The organism is Psychrobacter sp. S1-30-MNA-CIBAN-0213 (assembly GCF_040309845.1).
Taxonomy (GTDB): Bacteria; Pseudomonadota; Gammaproteobacteria; order Pseudomonadales; family Moraxellaceae; genus Psychrobacter.
This window is the reverse complement of sequence record NZ_JBEOPE010000018.1, coordinates 14436-32790: the sequence shown is the minus strand read 5'-3', so window position 1 is coordinate 32790 and position 18355 is coordinate 14436. Positions and strand designations below refer to the sequence as shown.

Annotated in this window: 16 protein-coding genes; 11 read left to right on the top strand and 5 right to left on the bottom strand. The window is 41.1% G+C overall.

Going from position 1 to position 18355, the window contains the following annotated elements; genetic code table 11:
• Window positions 1-168 precede the first annotated feature (168 nt).
• Window positions 169-816, top strand: a complete 648-nt coding sequence (locus tag AAEY87_RS13280) for an OmpA family protein (protein WP_350657510.1) — start codon at window positions 169-171, stop codon at window positions 814-816.
• Between the two features lie 29 nt (window positions 817-845).
• Here AAEY87_RS13280 and AAEY87_RS13275 read toward each other — a convergent pair whose 3' ends face one another.
• The 3 genes from AAEY87_RS13275 to nadA form a co-directional block, all read right to left on the bottom strand.
• Window positions 846-1757: a LysO family transporter gene (locus tag AAEY87_RS13275; RefSeq protein ID WP_350657509.1), complete on the bottom strand. Its 912-nt coding sequence runs from the start codon at window positions 1755-1757 to the stop codon at window positions 846-848.
• A 112-nt stretch (window positions 1758-1869) separates the two neighbouring features.
• Window positions 1870-3768: an L-aspartate oxidase gene (gene nadB, locus AAEY87_RS13270; protein WP_350657508.1), complete on the bottom strand. Its 1899-nt coding sequence runs from the start codon at window positions 3766-3768 to the stop codon at window positions 1870-1872.
• A 1-nt stretch (window position 3769) separates the two neighbouring features.
• Entirely contained in the window at window positions 3770-4909 is a 1140-nt protein-coding gene (gene nadA / locus AAEY87_RS13265) for a quinolinate synthase NadA (protein WP_350657507.1), read from the bottom strand.
• A 313-nt stretch (window positions 4910-5222) separates the two neighbouring features.
• Between nadA and AAEY87_RS13260 the strand changes: the two genes are divergently transcribed.
• The 4 genes from AAEY87_RS13260 to AAEY87_RS13245 all read left to right on the top strand — a co-directional run bounded on the left by AAEY87_RS13260 (window position 5223) and on the right by AAEY87_RS13245 (window position 9816).
• Window positions 5223-6266 carry an NUDIX hydrolase gene (locus AAEY87_RS13260; RefSeq protein ID WP_068326264.1) on the top strand — a complete coding sequence of 348 codons (1044 nt, stop codon included), beginning with the start codon at window positions 5223-5225 and terminating at the stop codon, window positions 6264-6266.
• A 176-nt stretch (window positions 6267-6442) separates the two neighbouring features.
• Window positions 6443-7303 (top strand): carboxylating nicotinate-nucleotide diphosphorylase, encoded by an 861-nt coding sequence (gene nadC / locus AAEY87_RS13255; protein ID WP_068034786.1) that lies wholly within the window; start codon window positions 6443-6445, stop codon window positions 7301-7303.
• Between the two features lie 187 nt (window positions 7304-7490).
• On the top strand, window positions 7491-8132 hold the full coding sequence (locus AAEY87_RS13250; protein WP_082785626.1) for a MarC family protein: 642 nt from the start codon (window positions 7491-7493) through the stop codon (window positions 8130-8132).
• A 301-nt stretch (window positions 8133-8433) separates the two neighbouring features.
• On the top strand, window positions 8434-9816 hold the full coding sequence (locus AAEY87_RS13245; RefSeq protein WP_068326270.1) for a trimethylamine monooxygenase: 1383 nt from the start codon (window positions 8434-8436) through the stop codon (window positions 9814-9816).
• Window positions 9817-9950: 134 nt separating this feature from the next.
• Here the strand turns inward: AAEY87_RS13245 and AAEY87_RS13240 are convergent, their stop codons facing one another.
• Entirely contained in the window at window positions 9951-10553 is a 603-nt protein-coding gene (locus AAEY87_RS13240; protein WP_068034788.1) for a LysE/ArgO family amino acid transporter, read from the bottom strand.
• Between the two features lie 246 nt (window positions 10554-10799).
• Between AAEY87_RS13240 and AAEY87_RS13235 the strand changes: the two genes are divergently transcribed.
• The 3 genes from AAEY87_RS13235 (at window position 10800) to AAEY87_RS13225 (ending at window position 12944) form a co-directional block, all read left to right on the top strand.
• Complete coding sequence (locus tag AAEY87_RS13235; RefSeq protein WP_350657506.1) at window positions 10800-11522, top strand: hypothetical protein; 723 nt, start codon at window positions 10800-10802, stop codon at window positions 11520-11522.
• 137 nt (window positions 11523-11659) lie between these two features.
• A complete protein-coding gene (locus AAEY87_RS13230) occupies window positions 11660-12325 on the top strand; it encodes a hypothetical protein (RefSeq protein ID WP_350657505.1) in 666 nt (221 codons plus the stop codon).
• A gap of 61 nt (window positions 12326-12386) precedes the next feature.
• Window positions 12387-12944, top strand: a complete 558-nt coding sequence (locus AAEY87_RS13225; RefSeq protein WP_350657504.1) for a hypothetical protein — start codon at window positions 12387-12389, stop codon at window positions 12942-12944.
• A gap of 149 nt (window positions 12945-13093) precedes the next feature.
• Here AAEY87_RS13225 and rluB read toward each other — a convergent pair whose 3' ends face one another.
• A complete protein-coding gene (rluB, locus tag AAEY87_RS13220) occupies window positions 13094-14008 on the bottom strand; it encodes a 23S rRNA pseudouridine(2605) synthase RluB (protein WP_350657503.1) in 915 nt (304 codons plus the stop codon).
• 572 nt (window positions 14009-14580) lie between these two features.
• On the opposite strand from rluB, the gene AAEY87_RS13215 reads away from it, so the two are divergent.
• The 3 genes from AAEY87_RS13215 to AAEY87_RS13205 are packed head-to-tail and all read left to right on the top strand — an operon-like array spanning window position 14581 to window position 18348.
• A complete protein-coding gene (locus AAEY87_RS13215) occupies window positions 14581-15678 on the top strand; it encodes a polysaccharide biosynthesis/export family protein (protein WP_068038995.1) in 1098 nt (365 codons plus the stop codon).
• A gap of 15 nt (window positions 15679-15693) precedes the next feature.
• Window positions 15694-16125: a low molecular weight protein-tyrosine-phosphatase gene (locus tag AAEY87_RS13210; protein WP_068034792.1), complete on the top strand. Its 432-nt coding sequence runs from the start codon at window positions 15694-15696 to the stop codon at window positions 16123-16125.
• A 15-nt stretch (window positions 16126-16140) separates the two neighbouring features.
• On the top strand, window positions 16141-18348 hold the full coding sequence (locus AAEY87_RS13205; RefSeq protein ID WP_068034793.1) for a polysaccharide biosynthesis tyrosine autokinase: 2208 nt from the start codon (window positions 16141-16143) through the stop codon (window positions 18346-18348).
• Window positions 18349-18355 lie beyond the last annotated feature (7 nt).

The window sequence follows — 18355 nt, the reverse complement described above, 5'->3', positions numbered from 1 at the left end:
GAGTAAGTCATGGTCTTTATGATAACAATTAGGTTTAATAATTAGTTTATAACACTTTTAAATGGGTTTGGCTATATTAGCAATGTTGAATAATATATTGAACGTTTCAAAAAAAATGAAAATGATGACAAATAAAGCTGTAAGTAACTCTAGATGAAGAGAATGACAATGACAATTAGAAACCATAGCACTTTATTGCTATTAACAGCATCTATAACTCTAGCTGGTTGTCAAACCACTCCTACTGCGCCGTCTAGAGATGCAGCTCAACATGAAATTGTCAGGACGATGCAAGCAGAGATTGATTCAGATGGCGATGGTGTTTCGGACAAATTGGATTATTGCCCAAACACACCTCCAAACGTTATGATAGATGAGAATGGCTGCCCACCTTCATTAGAAATTACTGACAAGAATTTCATAAAGGGAGAAGTTAGAGTATATTATGATGAAAATAGTAGTGAGATAGATAGCAAGTATTTTGAAGAGTTAGATAGAGTAGGTGCGCTAATGCAAAAGCGTTTAGATATAGTGATAGTTATTGAGGCTCATATAAGTGCACGTGAAGAAAAGAGAGGTTATCAAACCCTTGCCAACAATCGTGCCGAAAGATTTAAAAACTTTTTGATTTCTAAATATCAAATCAATTGTAATCGCATTAAAACTCATAGTTATGGGGCAGAACAACCTGTTGCTTCTTCTGATACTGAAGAAACGGACCAATACAACCGTCGCCTCTATGCCGTGTTCATTGATACCAAAAATAATATTGAAAACTTCAATAATAGTAATGGAGAAAGCTGTCAGTTATTTTGAATTTAGTAACTTATGAAAGTTTTAAGCAATCACCCCAACGACGAAAATAACACCATCAATACTGGCGAGACAATATTAATAATAAAACCAAAACTAATCGCCAGGGGCACGACTTTTAGTCCACCTGATTGTTGAATAATCGGCAGGGTAAAGTCTAAGCTCGTTGCGCCGCCAAGCCCAACTGCCGCTGATGGATATTTACGCATAAAGACAGGAATAAATAATAACGCAAAGAACTCACGTACCAAGTCATTAAATAGCGCCACACTGCCCCAAACGGCGCCATAAGCATCAGTCATGATAATCGCTGACAATGAATACCAACCAAACCCTGATGCCAGTGCTAAGCCTTTCGTCCATGACACATCGCTAAACATTAGCGCAAAGATAAGACCGCCAACCAATATCGATAGCGTAAAGATAATACTCATCTCAACGCCGCGTTTATTTAGTAGCACTTCTTTAAGGGTAATTCCTGAGCCTTTTAACCCAATGCCGACCAGTAAGATTAATATCATTAGCATGACGGTCATGGAGTTTTCAGGCGGCATATAATCTACTGGCAAGAAGTAGCCAATCACCATACCAATTACCACACAAATTACTTGCGCCAAGCTGCCACGAATACTGACGCGATGTTCTTTGGATTTTACGCTGGGCTTTTTGGCGTGCCATGGACGCATACGATCGAATAGCATGAGGGCAAACAAACCACTGCCAATCGTCAAGATCGATAGGATAGTGACATATAGGGCGATTTCACCTATTTGGCTACCCAGCCCTTCTACTTGTGATAGCTCAATACCGATAAGGGTTAAGATGACGTAAACCAAGTACGACAAGCCTTTATCAGCAAGCTTAGTCATCTTGGGATTAGAGGGAATGGCAAAGCCAATAAACATTGGCATTAATACCAAAACAAGGGTAACTAGGCTTTGCATGATGATGTGCTCGCAGCGTTTTGACAAGGCGTTTTTAGGAAGCTGGAGATTGTATCATATTAGGCTATAAATGCTGGAACGAGCGGACAAAAATTACCATATTCTTGCAAGTTTACAGGGTGCTAACGGCTGATCGCGAATGCTTATCTTGTTGGCTATATTTTTCACTGACTATAGCAAATTTATCAGATGCATAAATATGGCGAGGCAGACTGTCTGATAGAGGGGTAATTACACTCACTTTAGGTTTGCTCGCTAAGTTTGGATAATCTTTTCGGTAATGCCCACCGCGACTCTCGTGACGCTGATAAGCCGACTGTATAATCAATGCCGCTAATTGCAACTGTCTTGCTAATTGAAAGTAGGGCAAATTATTCAGAACAGTGGCGTTGTCTTTGTTAACGATAGCTATTTGATTGGGGTTTACGCAGTTAAGCTCCTGTTGCCATTGCTGAATTTGTACCAGCGCTTGTGTTAATTGTTTAGCATCACGGGTAATACCCATATGAGACGTCATCAAAGCTTTTAATTCTGCGGTTATTCCAGTGATGTCAGCATTCGTATTGACGTTGTCGTTGTGATTGTCATTAGAGTTGCTTTCACACTCAATAGACAATGGTAAAGTAATGCGCTGACAATCTCGAAGCGTTGGCAATGTCCAAATATCATGGATTGATTGATCTGAATTAGTATAAATTGACGTTGTATCTAGCTTTTCAGTTGCTTTTAGATAGTGTGGTAAGTCAGCGGCGATATTACGCCCAACCACCACACATTCCAATAGTGAATTACTTGCCAAGCGGTTTGCCCCATGCAGACCTGTATAAGCAACTTCACCTGCGGCATAAAGCCCTAGCACGTCAGTCAGGCCATTGGCAGACGTCACTACGCCACCGCAGCTATAATGAGCGGTAGGCGCGACTGGAAGAGGGTCGGTAGTAATATCGATACCGAGGTCTAACAGCGTTTGATAAATCTGCGGGAAATGCTCGCGTAAAAATTCCGTTGGCAAGTGACTGACATCAAGATTGACGTAGCCAAATTCATTCATGCTAATTTGCTCCGCGATGGCACGGGCGACGATGTCTCTTGGTGCTAACTCTGCACGAGTATCGACGTCTAACATAAAGCGCTTACCAGTTTGCGGACAATATAACCGTCCACCTTCGCCGCGTAATGCCTCAGATATCAAAAAACTACTATCGCTAAATGCTAATCCGGTTGGATGAAATTGGATAAATTCTAGATTTGCTAAGCGACAGCCCGCTTGCCATGCCATCATAACTCCATCACCGACACAGACATTGGGTGCGCTGGCACGTTTAAACAGCTGCCCTAGACCGCCACTCGCCATTACGACTGCGCGACTATGAAAAGTGAGTTTACGTTGACTGACGTGATCAAAAACAAGCGCACCTTGGCATTGATTATCATTATTTTTTAAAAGGCTGAGTGCTTCATGGTAAGGCAGAATAGTGATATTGGACGCAGCTTGCGCTTTTAAGGTCAAGGCTTCCATGATATGTCGACCAGTTGCATCATCAGCATGGGCAACTCGTCTACAGCCATGCCCACCTTCTTTGGTTAGGTGTAGTTGAGAGAGGTCGAAACCCGCTTTTACGTGACTTTTTGATTCTTGCTGAGGAATTTGAGTAAAGGGTACGCCTTGCTCGCATAGCCATTGTACGGCTTGTTGACCAGCGCTTAAAATGTTGGTGGTATTATGAGTTTCACATAACCCTGCGCCAGCGATTAGCGTATCAGCGATATGATCAGTGACAGAGTCGTTTTTGTCCAAACTTGCAGCGATACCACCTTGGGCATAATGGCTTGAGCAAACTTCTATTGCCGCTTTGCTTAATACTGTAACAGTTAACGATTTTGGCAAAGCGAGAGCAGTACTTAGTCCCGCTAAGCCAGCACCAATGATAAGTACGGCTGTTTGCCTAACATCATTAACATCAGCAATAGCGTTATTGTTTGCTCTATCCAATACGCGCGCCTCACTCATATTAGGCAGCTCCAACGTTAGCAAATAGTGCACGGTCTTTGACAATATCACCGCTCGCTGCCACACGTTGATTTTGCGCTTCGGCAAAATCAAGCATACGTTGTAAAGGTTTTTTTGCAGCTGCTGCCAGCTCAGGCGTCATCAATACTTCGCCGCTGCGCTGGGTTAAGCACTGTTCAATACCTTGCAAGCCATTCATCGCCATCCACGGGCAAAAAGCACAGCTTTTACAACTGGCGCTCTCACCAGCGGTAGGGGCAGCTAGAAAACGCTTATTTGGTGAGCGCTTTTGCATCTCGTGCAAGATGCCTAAATCGGTAGCAACGATAAAGGTATCGGCATCCATCTCATAAGTTGATTGTAATAGCTTGCTGGTTGAGCCAACCACATCGGCAAGCGCAACTACACTATCAGGTGATTCAGGATGCACCAATACTTTGGCGTCTGGGTGTTCTTCTTTTAATTGCATCAGTTCAGTCGCTTTAAACTCATTATGTACCAAGCACGACCCTTGCCAGAGCAGCATATCTGCGCCAGTCTCTTGTGCAATATATTTACCCAAATGACGGTCAGGCCCCCAAATGATTTTCTCACCTTGCTCATGCAAATGACGGATAATCTCGATACCAACGGACGAAGTCACGACCCAATCAGCTCGCGCTTTAACCGCAGCGCTGGTATTGGCATAGACCACCACAGTACGCTCAGGGTGAGCATCACAAAATGCTGAAAACTCATCAGCAGGGCAGCCCAAATCAAGCGAACATTCAGCTTCTAAGTCTGGCATAAGTACCGTTTTTTCCATGCTTAGTATTTTTGCCGATTCACCCATAAAGCGCACGCCAGCGACCACCAAAGTTTGCGCACTATGCGCTTGCCCAAAGCGTGCCATCTCAAGAGAATCCCCAACGCAGCCACCTGTTGCTAATGCCAAATCTTGGATAAAAGGGTCAACATAATAGTGTGCGACCAATACAGCATTGTTATCTTTTAATAGCTGCTTGATATTCTCTTCAACTTCAAGACGTTCGGCACGCGGTAATTCTGTTGGAATTTTAGCTTTAGCGTATTCAATGTTCATTTGAGTAGCAATACGATTATCAGTACTCATGATGGGCGCGTCATAAGGATAAGTTTTCATAAGTGCAAGCCTCTGGTGCGGTAACGACAAGCAATATGTCGCTAAAATAAATCAATTAAAAACAGCTAATAAATAAAACTATATTAATTATGCTCATTTTGAGCATAAAAACAAGATGTTTTTGTATGTTTTATAATTAAAATAATAAGTTTGGACAGTATTAATGCTCTTATTGATTTGAACTAAGCGGTATTCTCAGTTAATAATTACAACCGTTTCCTACGATAAATCATGATTCACGCTATACTGAGCCTTGTCCAACATAAATTGCAAATTATCAATCATTAACCATTAAGGATAATAATAAAGAACTATGACGTTGTCTTATTCACATGCGCATCAGCAGGGTAGTGGCACTACAGAAGTAGTGGCTGTATTGATTGCTATTACCGACCATACAGCGCGGGTTTTAACGGTTGATCAAGGTAAGTTATTGCCCAATGGTCCGCTCATGCCACTGCATCGTTCCTTGCAAGCTGGTGTGCGCCAATGGGTCGAAGAACAGACGCAGCAGCCACTTGGTTATCTAGAGCAGCTATATACTTTTGTAGATACCAATAGGCGCAACATCGACGGTCATGCTTTGGTTTATGTTAGCTATTTAGGGTTGGTACAAGAGACGCAAACGCAAGAGTTACAGAGCCAAGCTTTGTGGCGCGACTGGTATGATTATTTTCCTTGGGAAAATCACTTAGATGGTGTGCCAAGCATCATTATGGATTTTATTGTGCCTGCGCTATTGGAATGGGCTAATACTGCGAAAGATGAAGTCACTCAGCAGCGTCGACGTCAGCGTATTCGCTTATGTTGGGGGCTGAGTGAGGAGTTTTTAGCGCGTGAAGTACTTACTGATAAAAGCACTGACAATCAGGTAATTGCAGATGTAGTGGATGAGAGTAGTGAGTGGGTAGCAGAGCATGCGCTCTTGCGTTATGAGATGCTCTATGAGGCCGGGCTTATTCCTGAAGCACCTAATTATTCACCTAGCTATCAGGTTAGTAATTCAGCTCTCAATTGGACACAAATGATGGGCGTTCCTATGTATTACGATCATCGTCGTGTGATTGCCACAGCCATTTCTAGATTGCGAGCCAAAATAGAATATCGCCCGTTGATTTTTGGTTTGATGCCTGAAGTATTTACCTTATTGCAATTGCAACAAAGTGTTGAGGCTTTATCAGGAGTACGATTACATAAGCAAAACTTCCGCCGCTTACTCGATTCACAAAACCTTGTGATGGAGACTGGGCAGAGTAGTAGTGCCCAACGCGGTCGGCCTGCCAAGCTCTATCGTTTCCGTCATGATATTGAACTCCAAAGCTTACTGATGGATAGTAAGCTGCCTAAACGTAAATAGCTTGGAGATTTGATTTTTCATTTTGCATTAATGTTGAGCACTTACAGCGTTTCATTGAACTAACGAAAGTTACTACCTTGTCTTGCGAGCCTATTAATTTTAAGTTATATTTATGCTCATTTTGAGTTTAATTAAATTGATGTTATATCAACCACTGCGTATAAAAAGGACTAAAGATGACAGTCATAAAAGAACCAGCATTGGATGAGGTATTGCTTAAACCCTTAGTGGAAGCTGCTTTGACTGAAGATTTGGGTAGACGTGGCGATGTCACATCTCAAGCAACTATTCCAGCCGATATGCAAGCGCAATTACAGATTAAAGCGCGGCAAGCAGGTGTGATATGCGGGATGGATTTGGCACGACTGTCTTTTTTTCTAATTGACGCACAGATTGAGTTTACTGCTCAGGTCATTGATGGTGAGATGGTTGATGCTAATACGGTATTGGCAACTGTTCGCGGTAATGCGCGTCATCTACTGACTGCAGAGCGCACCGCATTGAATTTTATGACTCATCTAAGTGGTATTGCAACGGCAACACGGCAGATCGTTGATAGTGTGGCAGATTATCCAGCGCAAATTACTTGTACGCGTAAAACCATTCCAGGCTTACGTACTGTGCAGAAATATGCGGTACGCTGCGGTGGCGGGCGTAATCATCGCTTAGGATTAGATGATGCAATTTTAATCAAAGACAATCATATTGCCATTGCAGGTGATATAAAAACAGCGATTCAACAAGCACAAGATTTCGCTGGCCATCTGATTCCAATTGAAGTTGAAGTCGATACGTTAGACCAGTTAAAGCAAGCTTTGGACGCTGGTGTAACTTTAGTACTTTTAGATAATATGTCGCCTGAAATACTGTCACAGGCGGTAGCAATGTGTAACGGTCGTGCAAAAACGGAGGCGTCAGGCGGTATTACACCTGAAACCGTGCAAGCAGTAGCAGAAACAGGCGTTGATTTTATTGCGATGGGTTATTTGACTCATAGTACGACTGCGCTCGATATCGGGCTTGATTTTAGCGCTTAACCACCGCTTGATTAGCGATAATTTACTCGTTACTGGGGTGTGCAAGTATTAACCAAAGTTAATGATTTAATTAGGTTATCTGCCTATGCTACAATGCCGCTGCTAACCGACTATTGGGATATCGTTGCACTCGCACGATAGCCTTATCTTTTTGCCCCAGTTTTATCGATAGACAAGCGAGCGCTCAGTGAATACTGAAATTATCAAGATTATCTTAGCCTTTGTGGTATTGATTAATCCATTTAGTGCGTTGACACTGTTCTTAGATTTGACACGTGGCTACTCGATGATCAATCGACGTAAAGTTGCACGAATTGCTTGTCTGACTATTTTTATTACCATAAGCTTTTTTACCGTAGCAGGTGAGACGTTACTTAAGTTGCTTGGAATTTCTATTGGCTCGTTTCAGCTGGCAGGTGGCATACTGGTATTTTTGATTGCCCTCAATATGATGAATGGTGATGGTAATCCAGTGAAGCCTGATCAAGAAAACTTTGATGTCGATCATGTACAGAGTTCACCACCCAGCACTGCCTCAGCTGTCGTACCACTTGCTATACCAATGATGATTGGGCCGGGTGGTATCTCAACAGTTATTATTTATTCTTCACAAATCTCAGGTATATTACGAGTCTCAGCGGTACTTATCGCAGGCTTATTAATCAGTCTATTTTGTTATTTAGCATTGATGGCAGCCGGTCGTATTAGCCGTTTATTGGGTGATACTGGACTAAATATTATGAGCCGAATCATGGGAATGTTACTTGCAGCGGTTTCTATTGAAATTATCGTTAGTGGCTTGCGCACCCTGTTTCCTGATTTGATATAGTCTTTTTATCCCTGTTATTTCTCTTATTTGCTGTTTTTCCTATCAATTATTGCTCCATAATATTAGCTGTTTAAACCCCAATTAGACCTTTAAACAGTTAAGTCCTGCAAGTTCCTACCTTTACTAAAAATCTTACCAAAAACTTTCTGTAGAACAGGTACAGTCATGAGTTCTTTTTGTCTCTTTCAAAAGTACTTTAAGGCTCTGATTAGTCTATTGATAACCAATGAACCCCTCTGATAAACGCCATTCATAAAAATATGTTATAGTAATTGCCCACTATTTCTAGCAGGAGTTAATCTTGAGTAAGACAAAAATTGCTATTTTAGGTGCAGGTCCAAGCGGTTTAGCGCAATTACGTGCTTTTGAAGCAGCTCGTTTAGCTGGTGCCACAGACTTACCTGAAATAGTTTGTTATGAGAAGCAAAATGCTATTGGCGGTATGTGGAACTACAGTTGGCGCACAGGTCTAGATAGAAACGGTGAACCCGTTCACGGTAGTATGTATCGCTATTTATGGTCAAATGGTCCCAAAGAATGCTTAGAGTTTGCAGATTATTCGTTTGACGAGCACTTTGGTGAAGCTATCCCATCATATCCACCACGTGAAGTCTTAAAAGACTACATCATGGGCCGTATTGATAAGCAAGATATTCAAAAATACATCCGCTTCGAGTGCCCTGTACGTTGGGTGTCATTTGATGATGAAACGCAAAAATTCACCGTGACGGTGATGAATCATAAAACCAATGAGCAAGAAGTTGAAGAGTTTGATTATGTCGTGGTTGCAACGGGTCATTTCTCCACACCAAACATGCCATACTTTGAAGGCTTAGAAGCATTCCCTGGTCGTATCCTACACGCCCATGACTTCCGCGATGCGTTAGAATTTAAAGATGAAGATATCTTACTCATTGGCAGTAGTTATTCTGCTGAAGACATTGGTACGCAGTGCTATAAGTATGGTACCAAATCAGTCACTATCAGCTATCGCACACAAGCGCTTGGTTATGACTGGCCGGATGGTATTAAAGAAGTGCCATTAGTGACTCACTTCGAAGATGATGTGGCACATTTTGCAGACGGTACTAGCCAAAGCTTTGATGCCATCATTATGTGTACAGGTTATTTATTCCACTTCCCATTCATGCCTGATGAGCTGCGTTTGCAAACGCATAACTGCTTATATCCAGCCAATCTGTACAAAGGTATCTTTTGGCAGCCCAATCCAAAGCTAATATACCTAGGTATGCAGGATCAATATTTCACCTTTAATATGTTTGATGCCCAAGCATGGTATGCTCGCGACGTAATGATGGGTGATATCGAAGTGCCTGACTTGGTGACACGTGAAGCAGATGAGCAAAAGTGGCTGACAACTTACGATAAATGTACTACGGTCAGTGATTCAATCGACTTTCAAGCCGCTTATATCCGTGATTTGACCAATGCGACCGATTACCCAGAGTTCGCTGTAGAAAAGCAGGGTGAGATTTTAAAGCAATGGCAAGAAGACAAAGCTGAAAATATCATGACCTTTAGAGAAAAGGCCTATCGTTCTACGTTGACAGGTACGTTATCGCCTGAGTTGCCAGAGCCTTGGTTAGATGTTCTTGATGATTCGTTAGAGCACTTTTTGAATTTAACCTTTGTTAAGCCCAAGAAGCGCAAAAAAGCATCATAGATAGTAAATAATCGCCAATTATTCTGACCAAACATGCTTCACAAGCGTGTTTGGTTTTTTCGTTTTTGCCGCCTTCTTTTATAGTTGGATTTGCCCACTGTTGTAGCTGTGCTTTTTTAATTTTGATAGCATTTTTAACTCTGATATAGATGCAAAGCTAAGTACAGCATAAGTATGCCTACTAGAGCATCGAGTATATTCCATGCTTTTGGTTTGGCAAATAGTGGTCTGAGTAGCCGTGCGCCATATCCAAGTGCAAAGAAGAAAAAGAACGAGGCGCTTACTGCACCAGCTGCAAATACCAATTTGCTATTCGCACCGGTTGAAACCATACCAACTAGCACCAATGTATCTAGATAGACATGCGGATTGAGCCAAGTAAAACCAAAACATAGTAATAATGCTTTTTTTAAACTGGTGACGACTTGTCCGTCGACATTGAGAGCATGCGATAGACGCACACTGGCATATAAGCTTTGTAAACCATAGCCAAGTAAGAATACGACGCCAGCGAATTTTGCAATGTCTACGACTTGTGGATAGCGTGCTGTTACTGCCCCAAACCCTGCCACACCGGCAGATATTAAAATTGCATCGCTGACTGCACAAAATAAACAGACAAAAAATATGTGCTCGCGTTTAAGTCCTTGTTTTAGCACAAAGGCATTTTGTGAGCCAATGGCTATAATTAGTGATAATCCAAGCAAGAAGCCAGAAATATAATCGGGAGCATTCATAATGATTGACTTATTTTTAATGACCAAAATGTTGACGTTTGCTTACTGGCAGACTGACAAAAAGCTGTTAAGATAAGTCATTGAATGCAGCACAGTCAACCATAATAATAGTCATTTAAGCAAACCGAGTGCAAATGTATAAATCGTATTTTAATTAGGTTGGTGCTGCGGTTATTATTTTGTGGATAAGGTTTAATAATGAATGGGTGAGGGGCAAACTAGGTCATGGTCGTAAGTTTGACAAGAATGCTACAGTCATTTGGGCAAGCTCAAGATGATATGCCGACATTAGCTGCTCAAAATGCTCAGCAAATGGTTGTCAGTCAGAGTACAAAGGTCAATGATAATAACGATCAAGGAAATAGTAGGCCCTCTGTTCTTACACCTCCTGAGCGTGCAGACCGTATCTGTGCTGCGTTAGCACAGGTCAATGATATCCGCTCGTCAACGCCATTGACTGATCGCTATTTGTCCAATCGCTCTCAGATGCGCCCGATTAATAGACCACCTTTTGATCCAGATAGTTTATGGTATCTCAAACATGGAAGCTGTCCGATTATGACTGAGCTTGTTGATGTGGTTGATGAAGCCACCCTAAACGCGATGCCTATTGAGGCTGTTGCGATACTAGACCGAATTAATGGTAAGCTTAAGCGCTATCGTGAATGGAGTAGTGAGCTCAACGAGCAACAACAGCAGCAACATAATGAGCGTCAGTTTGTCATCGATAAGCTCGTGTCAGAGAGTATTCCAGAAGCGCTACATCATTATGAGCAATTACAACGCTTTAGCCCGCATCGCACTAAGAATAATATGGTGCAAGGAAAAATGACTGCAGGTGACATGCTGACTGATCTATTCTTAGAGATTGATTACGAGCTTGATGAGCTACTAGATGAGTTGCATCAAATGGTTATGAACCGTCTTGCTTCAACGCACCGTTATGTTAAAAGCCGTACGCAAAGTTAATGTCTATTTAAATGAGTTAGCATCATTAAACATAATCGGCTCAATACATAACAATATAAGGCTTTAGTACAGCCTTATTTTTTTGTTTAATAATAAGAAGTTTGTAAATAATTCTGCTGAATAACAAGGACACTATAATGACCCAAGTAACTGCCATGTTAGTCATGTTTGTTTTATACGGGTTGCTACCAGCAGCTGGGTTATATCTAGGGTATCGTGGCATCAAAAAGGTGACTGCGCCTAAAATGCTCGAATATGAAGCGATGCCGCAGCTCGGTTATATTCCCGAAAAAAGCTTGCCAGAAGAAGTGAAAACAGCGCTTGCTCAAATTAATCAAAAAGGTGAAAAGCTTCGTGCTATCTATGGTGATACCAATAATGATGGCAAAATAGATGATAAAGATACCGTCAACGAAACATACATTATGATTCAAAATTTGATGGATAGGCATGTTCCGCTAGCAGTAGCTGACTATCGCCGCTTGCACGATTTAGATGGCGCACTTGCTGAAAATACTAAGATTAAGCACTCTGATGTCACTGGTAAAGAGGCATTGCTTGAGGTACTTGAAACGATTAATACGCAGTTTGATGATTTGCTCAATGCTTCATATCATCAGGACGGTCAAAAGCTGCTAGCGACCAATCGATATTTACAGAAGCGTTTTGACAATCCAAAGGTTGAATCAGCAAACGCTCAACAGCTTGATAAACTTGATAGTCTTGAAAACAAAGAAACTACGGTCAAGGTCATTGAAAACCCTAGTAGCGAAAGCCCTAAAGCTGAAGATATTAAACTGTAAATGATAGGTTGTATATACTAAATGGGAAATCGCCTGACTGATATATAAAGAGTGAATGAATATGAGTATAGTATTGGGCGTTGGTATAGCGGTTACCATGATTACGACCATCTACTTAGGTAAAAAAGGCTGGCAAGCACTACATAAAGCAGTTGGTATTACCCCAGGTATACTCGTTTATCAAGATCCTAACGCGCCACTATCCTTATCTAGTATGACTTGGCAACAACTTAATTTAGACAACAATCATCTAAAATGCTTGTCAGATCACCAGTTACGCCAACTGCAACGTATTGATGAAAAGGTATTTGACTATCAAACCTACCAAAAAGAGTTACAAGCGCAGAAAATGACTTCTGTAGTCAATGAACAGCAGTTTGTGTTAAATAAGATGCTTCAAGTTAGGTTGCCTGAAATGCTAGCCAGTCATCACTTAGCGAATATTAGTACAAGCTCTAAAAATATACATAGTGAAAAGAAAGCAGAGGCTAGTGAGTTATTGCAACAGGTGTTAAATAATATTGAGCAGCGTTTAGATGTATTGTTAGATGAAATGGAAGCGCAGCATTTGCAAGATTTACGAGTAATGAAGAACTATATCGATAGCCACGACAGCTAAATACCTAGACATCTGAACATCCAAGTTGGTAATCACGTTTTGACCAATCTGTATACAAACTGCATAAAAAAGCTGCCAATGATTATTCATCATTGGCAGCTTTTTTATGGTTTACTCCGAATCTATAGAAGATTCAAAGTGGCGTTACATTAACGCTTATCGTTGCGGTCACGAGTATTGCGTGAACCACGACTAGCAGGGCTAGCACTACTCTTAGGTTTTGCGCTGGTACTGCGATTATCAGTACGACGCGCTTTAAGCGGTTTATTTTTGATACGTTCTTGCTTTTCTTTAGCAGCACCATGCAGACCAGTACCATAACGTGGGCGTAAGCTCACCAAATCGGTCAAAGTATTGATGTCTTTTTTATCTAGCTCTAAAAAGCGACCAGTACGCAGCTCTTTTGGTAGTGCAATCGTACCATAGCGAGTACGTAGTAGACGGCTAACCTTAAGACCTTGCGATTCAAACAAACGTCTTACTTCACGATTACGGCCTTCTGTTAGCCTGACGTGATACCACTTGTTAACGCCTTCACCGCCCCCTTCTTTGATATCTTCAAACTGTGCCATACCATCTTCTAGCATAACGCCAGCAGTAAGGTTGCGGGCAATGTCAGGGGTGACTTCACCCAGTACACGTACTGCATATTCGCGAGTAACTTCATTCGATGGATGCATCAAGCGATGTGCCATCTCGCCATCATTGGTAAATAATAATAGCCCAGTTGAATTGATATCTAGGCGTCCCACCATTACCCAGCGGTCATGAGTTAGCTTTGGTAAGCGTTCAAAGACCGTTGGACGACCTTCTGGATCTTTGGCAGAGCAAACTTCACCTTCAGGCTTATAATAAGCCAATACACGGCGACGCTTCTCATTTTCGGCAGTATATTTAATTTGACGACCATCAACGCGAATCTCATCACCTTGTTCAACGCGATCACCAATAGTTGCAGGTCCATTATTAACAGATACTCGACCTGCTTTAATAACTTCTTCCATTTGTCTACGTGAACCAAGACCCATACGGGCGAGGGCTTTTTGTAGTTTTTCATCTTTCATAATCGTGTCCTTGAGTCGGTTAGGTTACATTTCGCAATGTATCAACATCATTGAGTGAGTTTCACCGTGTATTCTACGCTATTTTAAAGTGTTTAGCGCGTAAATTGCTTTATTAACAATTCTTTAATTTCGTAAAGACTATTTATAAATGCATTATTTATTGGCAATCATTCATACCTATAATGTTGCGTTCATACTTTGCTAATCAAGTTTGGCAAAAAATTTACCACCGTTTAGGCCGTTAAAAGTAATATAAATACCGTTCGTACTATTAAATGATATTTCTATTTCTCTTATGTTATGTCGGTTGTTACTATCTAAGTTGTAAGAGAAGAAAGTTGTAGAGTGGTAATACTCAACAATACTGCACGGCAATTGATTATTCTTCCATTACAAAAGTTTATAGAATATTGCGTTGTATTTAATTTGAGTGTATATTCAGCGATAATTAATCCGCTTTTTCGAATATATGTATTTTTTTAATCCGTTTTTGCGAATATATGTAACAAATATACTCGTTTTGAAGGATATAAGGTTGAGTAGACATCATGGTCAATAAGCATTCCACCCCTATGCATAACTCCTCAAAGTTGCTAAACGCATTCTATTTATCAGCTGCTGTGTTTCTAACTGGTTGTACAACCATTAATGCAGGGCTGCAATCTGGAGATTTGCCTCCTAACGGTACTTTTGTAGCAGAAAACGGTATTCGGTTTAATGTTCAGCCATTAAATTTGGCTACTCTACCGCCTAAACAAGTTGCTGTTCGTAATAATGATGTGTCTCGTCTGATTCAATCTTCTAGACCAGTAGATTATCGTATCGCTGATGGAGATATCTTAAGCATTGTATTGGTGGGTTATCCAGATATCGCCCCTTCCTCATCAGCTGGAAGCTCTAATCCTTACGCTGCAGGTTATCCTGTTGATCAACAAGGCTTTATTCAATTTCCTATGATAGGTCGTATTAAGGCGAGTGGTTTAAGTGTGCCTCAGTTTACGAACAACCTACGCGGAAGATTGCAAAAATATCTTAAATACTCGGATCCACAAGTCAAAGTGGTTAATTACCGTGGCAATAAGTTCTTTATCGATGGTGAAGTTAGACAGCCTGGTGAGTTTAATATTGAGGATGCGCCAGTATCGCTATATGGAGCTATTTCTATGGCAGGCGGAGCAACCACAATTGGTGATTCAAACAATATTATATTGAATCGTAAAGGTCAAAGCTATTCATTAGGTTTGCAGTCATTGCGCGAAATGGGTTCTTCAGCCAATCAGATATATTTGCAAGACGGTGATTCTGTACACGTCAACAGTCAGAGTCGTAACAGAGTCTTTGTTTTAGGTGAATTTGGAAGAATTGAGCCTATACCTATTTTGGAGCAAGGACTTAGCCTATCTAGCGTATTAGGAGAGTCAAGAGGCCTGAATGCTAGTACCGCTGATGCTGCCAAGATATACATCGTGCGTGATAATAAAGAAGCTCAATTTACCAATATCTATTATGTCGATATGCAGACCATTACTAGTTTTGCATTGGCCAATCGTTTTGAGATGCAGCCCAATGATATCGTCTATGTCGACCCAACTGGTCTAACTCGTTGGAACCGTGTTATCAGCGCATTGCTACCATCTACCTCTGCGGCCAGATTAATTTCAGGTATATAGAAAGAAGTATAGGTTATGGCGTTTGATAACATCTTAGTTGTTTGCGTAGGCAACATATGCCGTAGTCCGATGGCAGCTGCAATATTAGCTAAGCGTTATCCGCAAAAACATATTGACTCTGCTGGCCTATCAGCACTGATAGACCATCCTGCTGATACAAAAGCAATTGAAGTAATGGCAGTTGACGATATAGATATCAGCACACATGTCGCTAAGCAAATTAGTGAAGAGTTAGTAGGAAAAGCGGATTTAATTTTGACCATGTCAACAAGCCAGACCAAATGGATTGAAGAAAAATGGCCACATTGCCGAGGTAAAACGTTTCGGATTGGCCATTGGATTGATAAAGATATTACAGACCCTTATCGGTCTCCTAAATCGGTGTTTGAGGCTGCTAAAAGCAATATTGTTAAAAGTCTTGAACAATGGAATGAAAAAATCACTTAAGTAGCGGATATAAATATGAATACAGACTCAAAAAATCTATCAACATCCGTCAGTGATCGGGACAATGACGACATCACTCTGTCAAGCCTACTTGGCTCATTGTTACGTGGCTGGAAAACTTTGCTTTTTTTCACTCTATTAGGCTTGATAGCAGGCATATTGTATAGCCGCTACGTAATGCCTACTTATGAGTCAGATGCAGTGGTGCAAATTGATGCCAGTCCTCAAGGTGTCTCAGCGCTTGGTGAAAATATCTCTAATTTGGTTGGGTCAGAAGCTAGTATGGCTCAAGCGGAAGCAGAGCTAATAAAGTCGCGCATGATACTGGGGCCAGTCGCAGATTCATTACACTTACAAATTCGCTTGAGCAACCCTGAAATTGGGGTTATTGAGAGAATAACAAAAGATCGAATCAATACACCAATTCATTCCGAAGAGGGAGTGTCATTACAGACTGACAGCGGACAAGTCACAGTCAGTCAGTTCGACGTATCAAAAGATTATTTAGATCGCGGCTTCACTTTAGCGAGATCTGATACAGGTTTTGTACTCAGTAATGGTACTGATAGTTTTAAAGGTCAGTTAAACCAGCCGCATCAGTTTAAAGGGGTAGATGGTGATATCCAGATTACAGTAGAAGAGCTGCCTAACAATAATCAGCCTATCAATATCACTAAACAATCATTACAAATTACGACAGATACTATAAATGGCAATCTAACAGTAATGGAAGTGGGTGTATTGACCGGCATTATTCAGCTGTCTTTGACTGGACCTAACCAACAACAAACCACTTTAATCTTAAACGAAATTGTTCTGTCATATATAAATCAAAATAAATCTCGTAGTTCTGAAGAGACAACTAAAACTTTGGATTTCATGGAAACACAGATTCCTGTGTTGAAGCAAAAGCTTGAAGGCTCTGAGTCACTGTTTAATGATTTCCGTAAAAAATACGGCACTATTGATGTGGCCCAAGAAGCACAGCTACTGTTGGCAGAGGACTCTAGAATTGACGGTCAACTCAATGATCTAAAGCTTCAACAAGCTGAGTTGTCTACTTACTATACAAATGAGCATCCATTAGTTATTCAAATCAATGATCAGTTAAGAGTATTGAACAGCAGAAAGCAAGAGATTAGTAATACTATCGCAGGCTTACCTGAGATTCAAAGAGAGTTTTTGAAACTATCAGAAGATGTTGACATCAATAGAGAGATTTATCTCACTATGCTCACCAACTATGAGCAATTAAAAATCGTTAAAGCAGGTCAAATTGGTTATGCACGTATCGTTGACTTACCTGTTAGTACTTACAACGCTATTGAACCAAAAGAAAAGCTAATCATTCTGTTAGCAACCATTCTAGGAACAATAATAGGTACAGTATTAGTACTACTTAGAAGCTCAATGAGAAACGTCGTTCGAGACCCTGAAAACCTTGAATCTAAAATAGGCGTCCCTGTTATAGCGACGGTTCCTCGCTCAAAAGCATTGCAACGTCTGAGCAAGAACAGCCGTGCCACTAATCGACTGCTATCTTACGCTGATCACAATAGTCCAAGTTATGAGGCGATAAAGAGCTTAAGAACGTATCTAATGTTTGGTATGCCGAGCATTGCTAAGACCAATCAACGCGGTCGTGTAATAGTCGTCACTGGCGAAAGTCCAAATGTTGGCAAGTCTTTCATCGTCGCAAATTTGGCAGAAGTATTTGCCCAGCTAGATAAGAAAGTTCTAGTTATCGATGCAGATATGCGTTTAGGTAGTCTTCACAGCATATTTAACATGGAACAAGATGACGGTCTTGCAGACTTCTTTACGCAAGATCAAAGTACTGCTGTCAGTATTACTCATCCTACTAATATAGGTAACCTTGACTTTATTCCACGTGGTAATAATTCGCGTAACCCTTCTTCAATGCTAGCTGGTGAGAAGTTTGGTGGTTTGATGAATGAGCTAGCGGCTCATTATGATTACATCATTATTGATACACCACCTGTGCTAGCAGCGACAGATGCCGTAATACTTTCTAAATATGCTGACCAAGTAGTGATGGTGACTCGCCATAATGATTCATTAGAGGGTCAGTTAGCTTATGCTGTCAAGCAGATGAACAAAGCGAACATTCAGGTAGACGGCATTGTTATCAACGATATGCAGCAAGGAATTATGAGTAAGAATAGCTATCATCACACTTACACTTATGGCAACACCCAATAATAGCGGT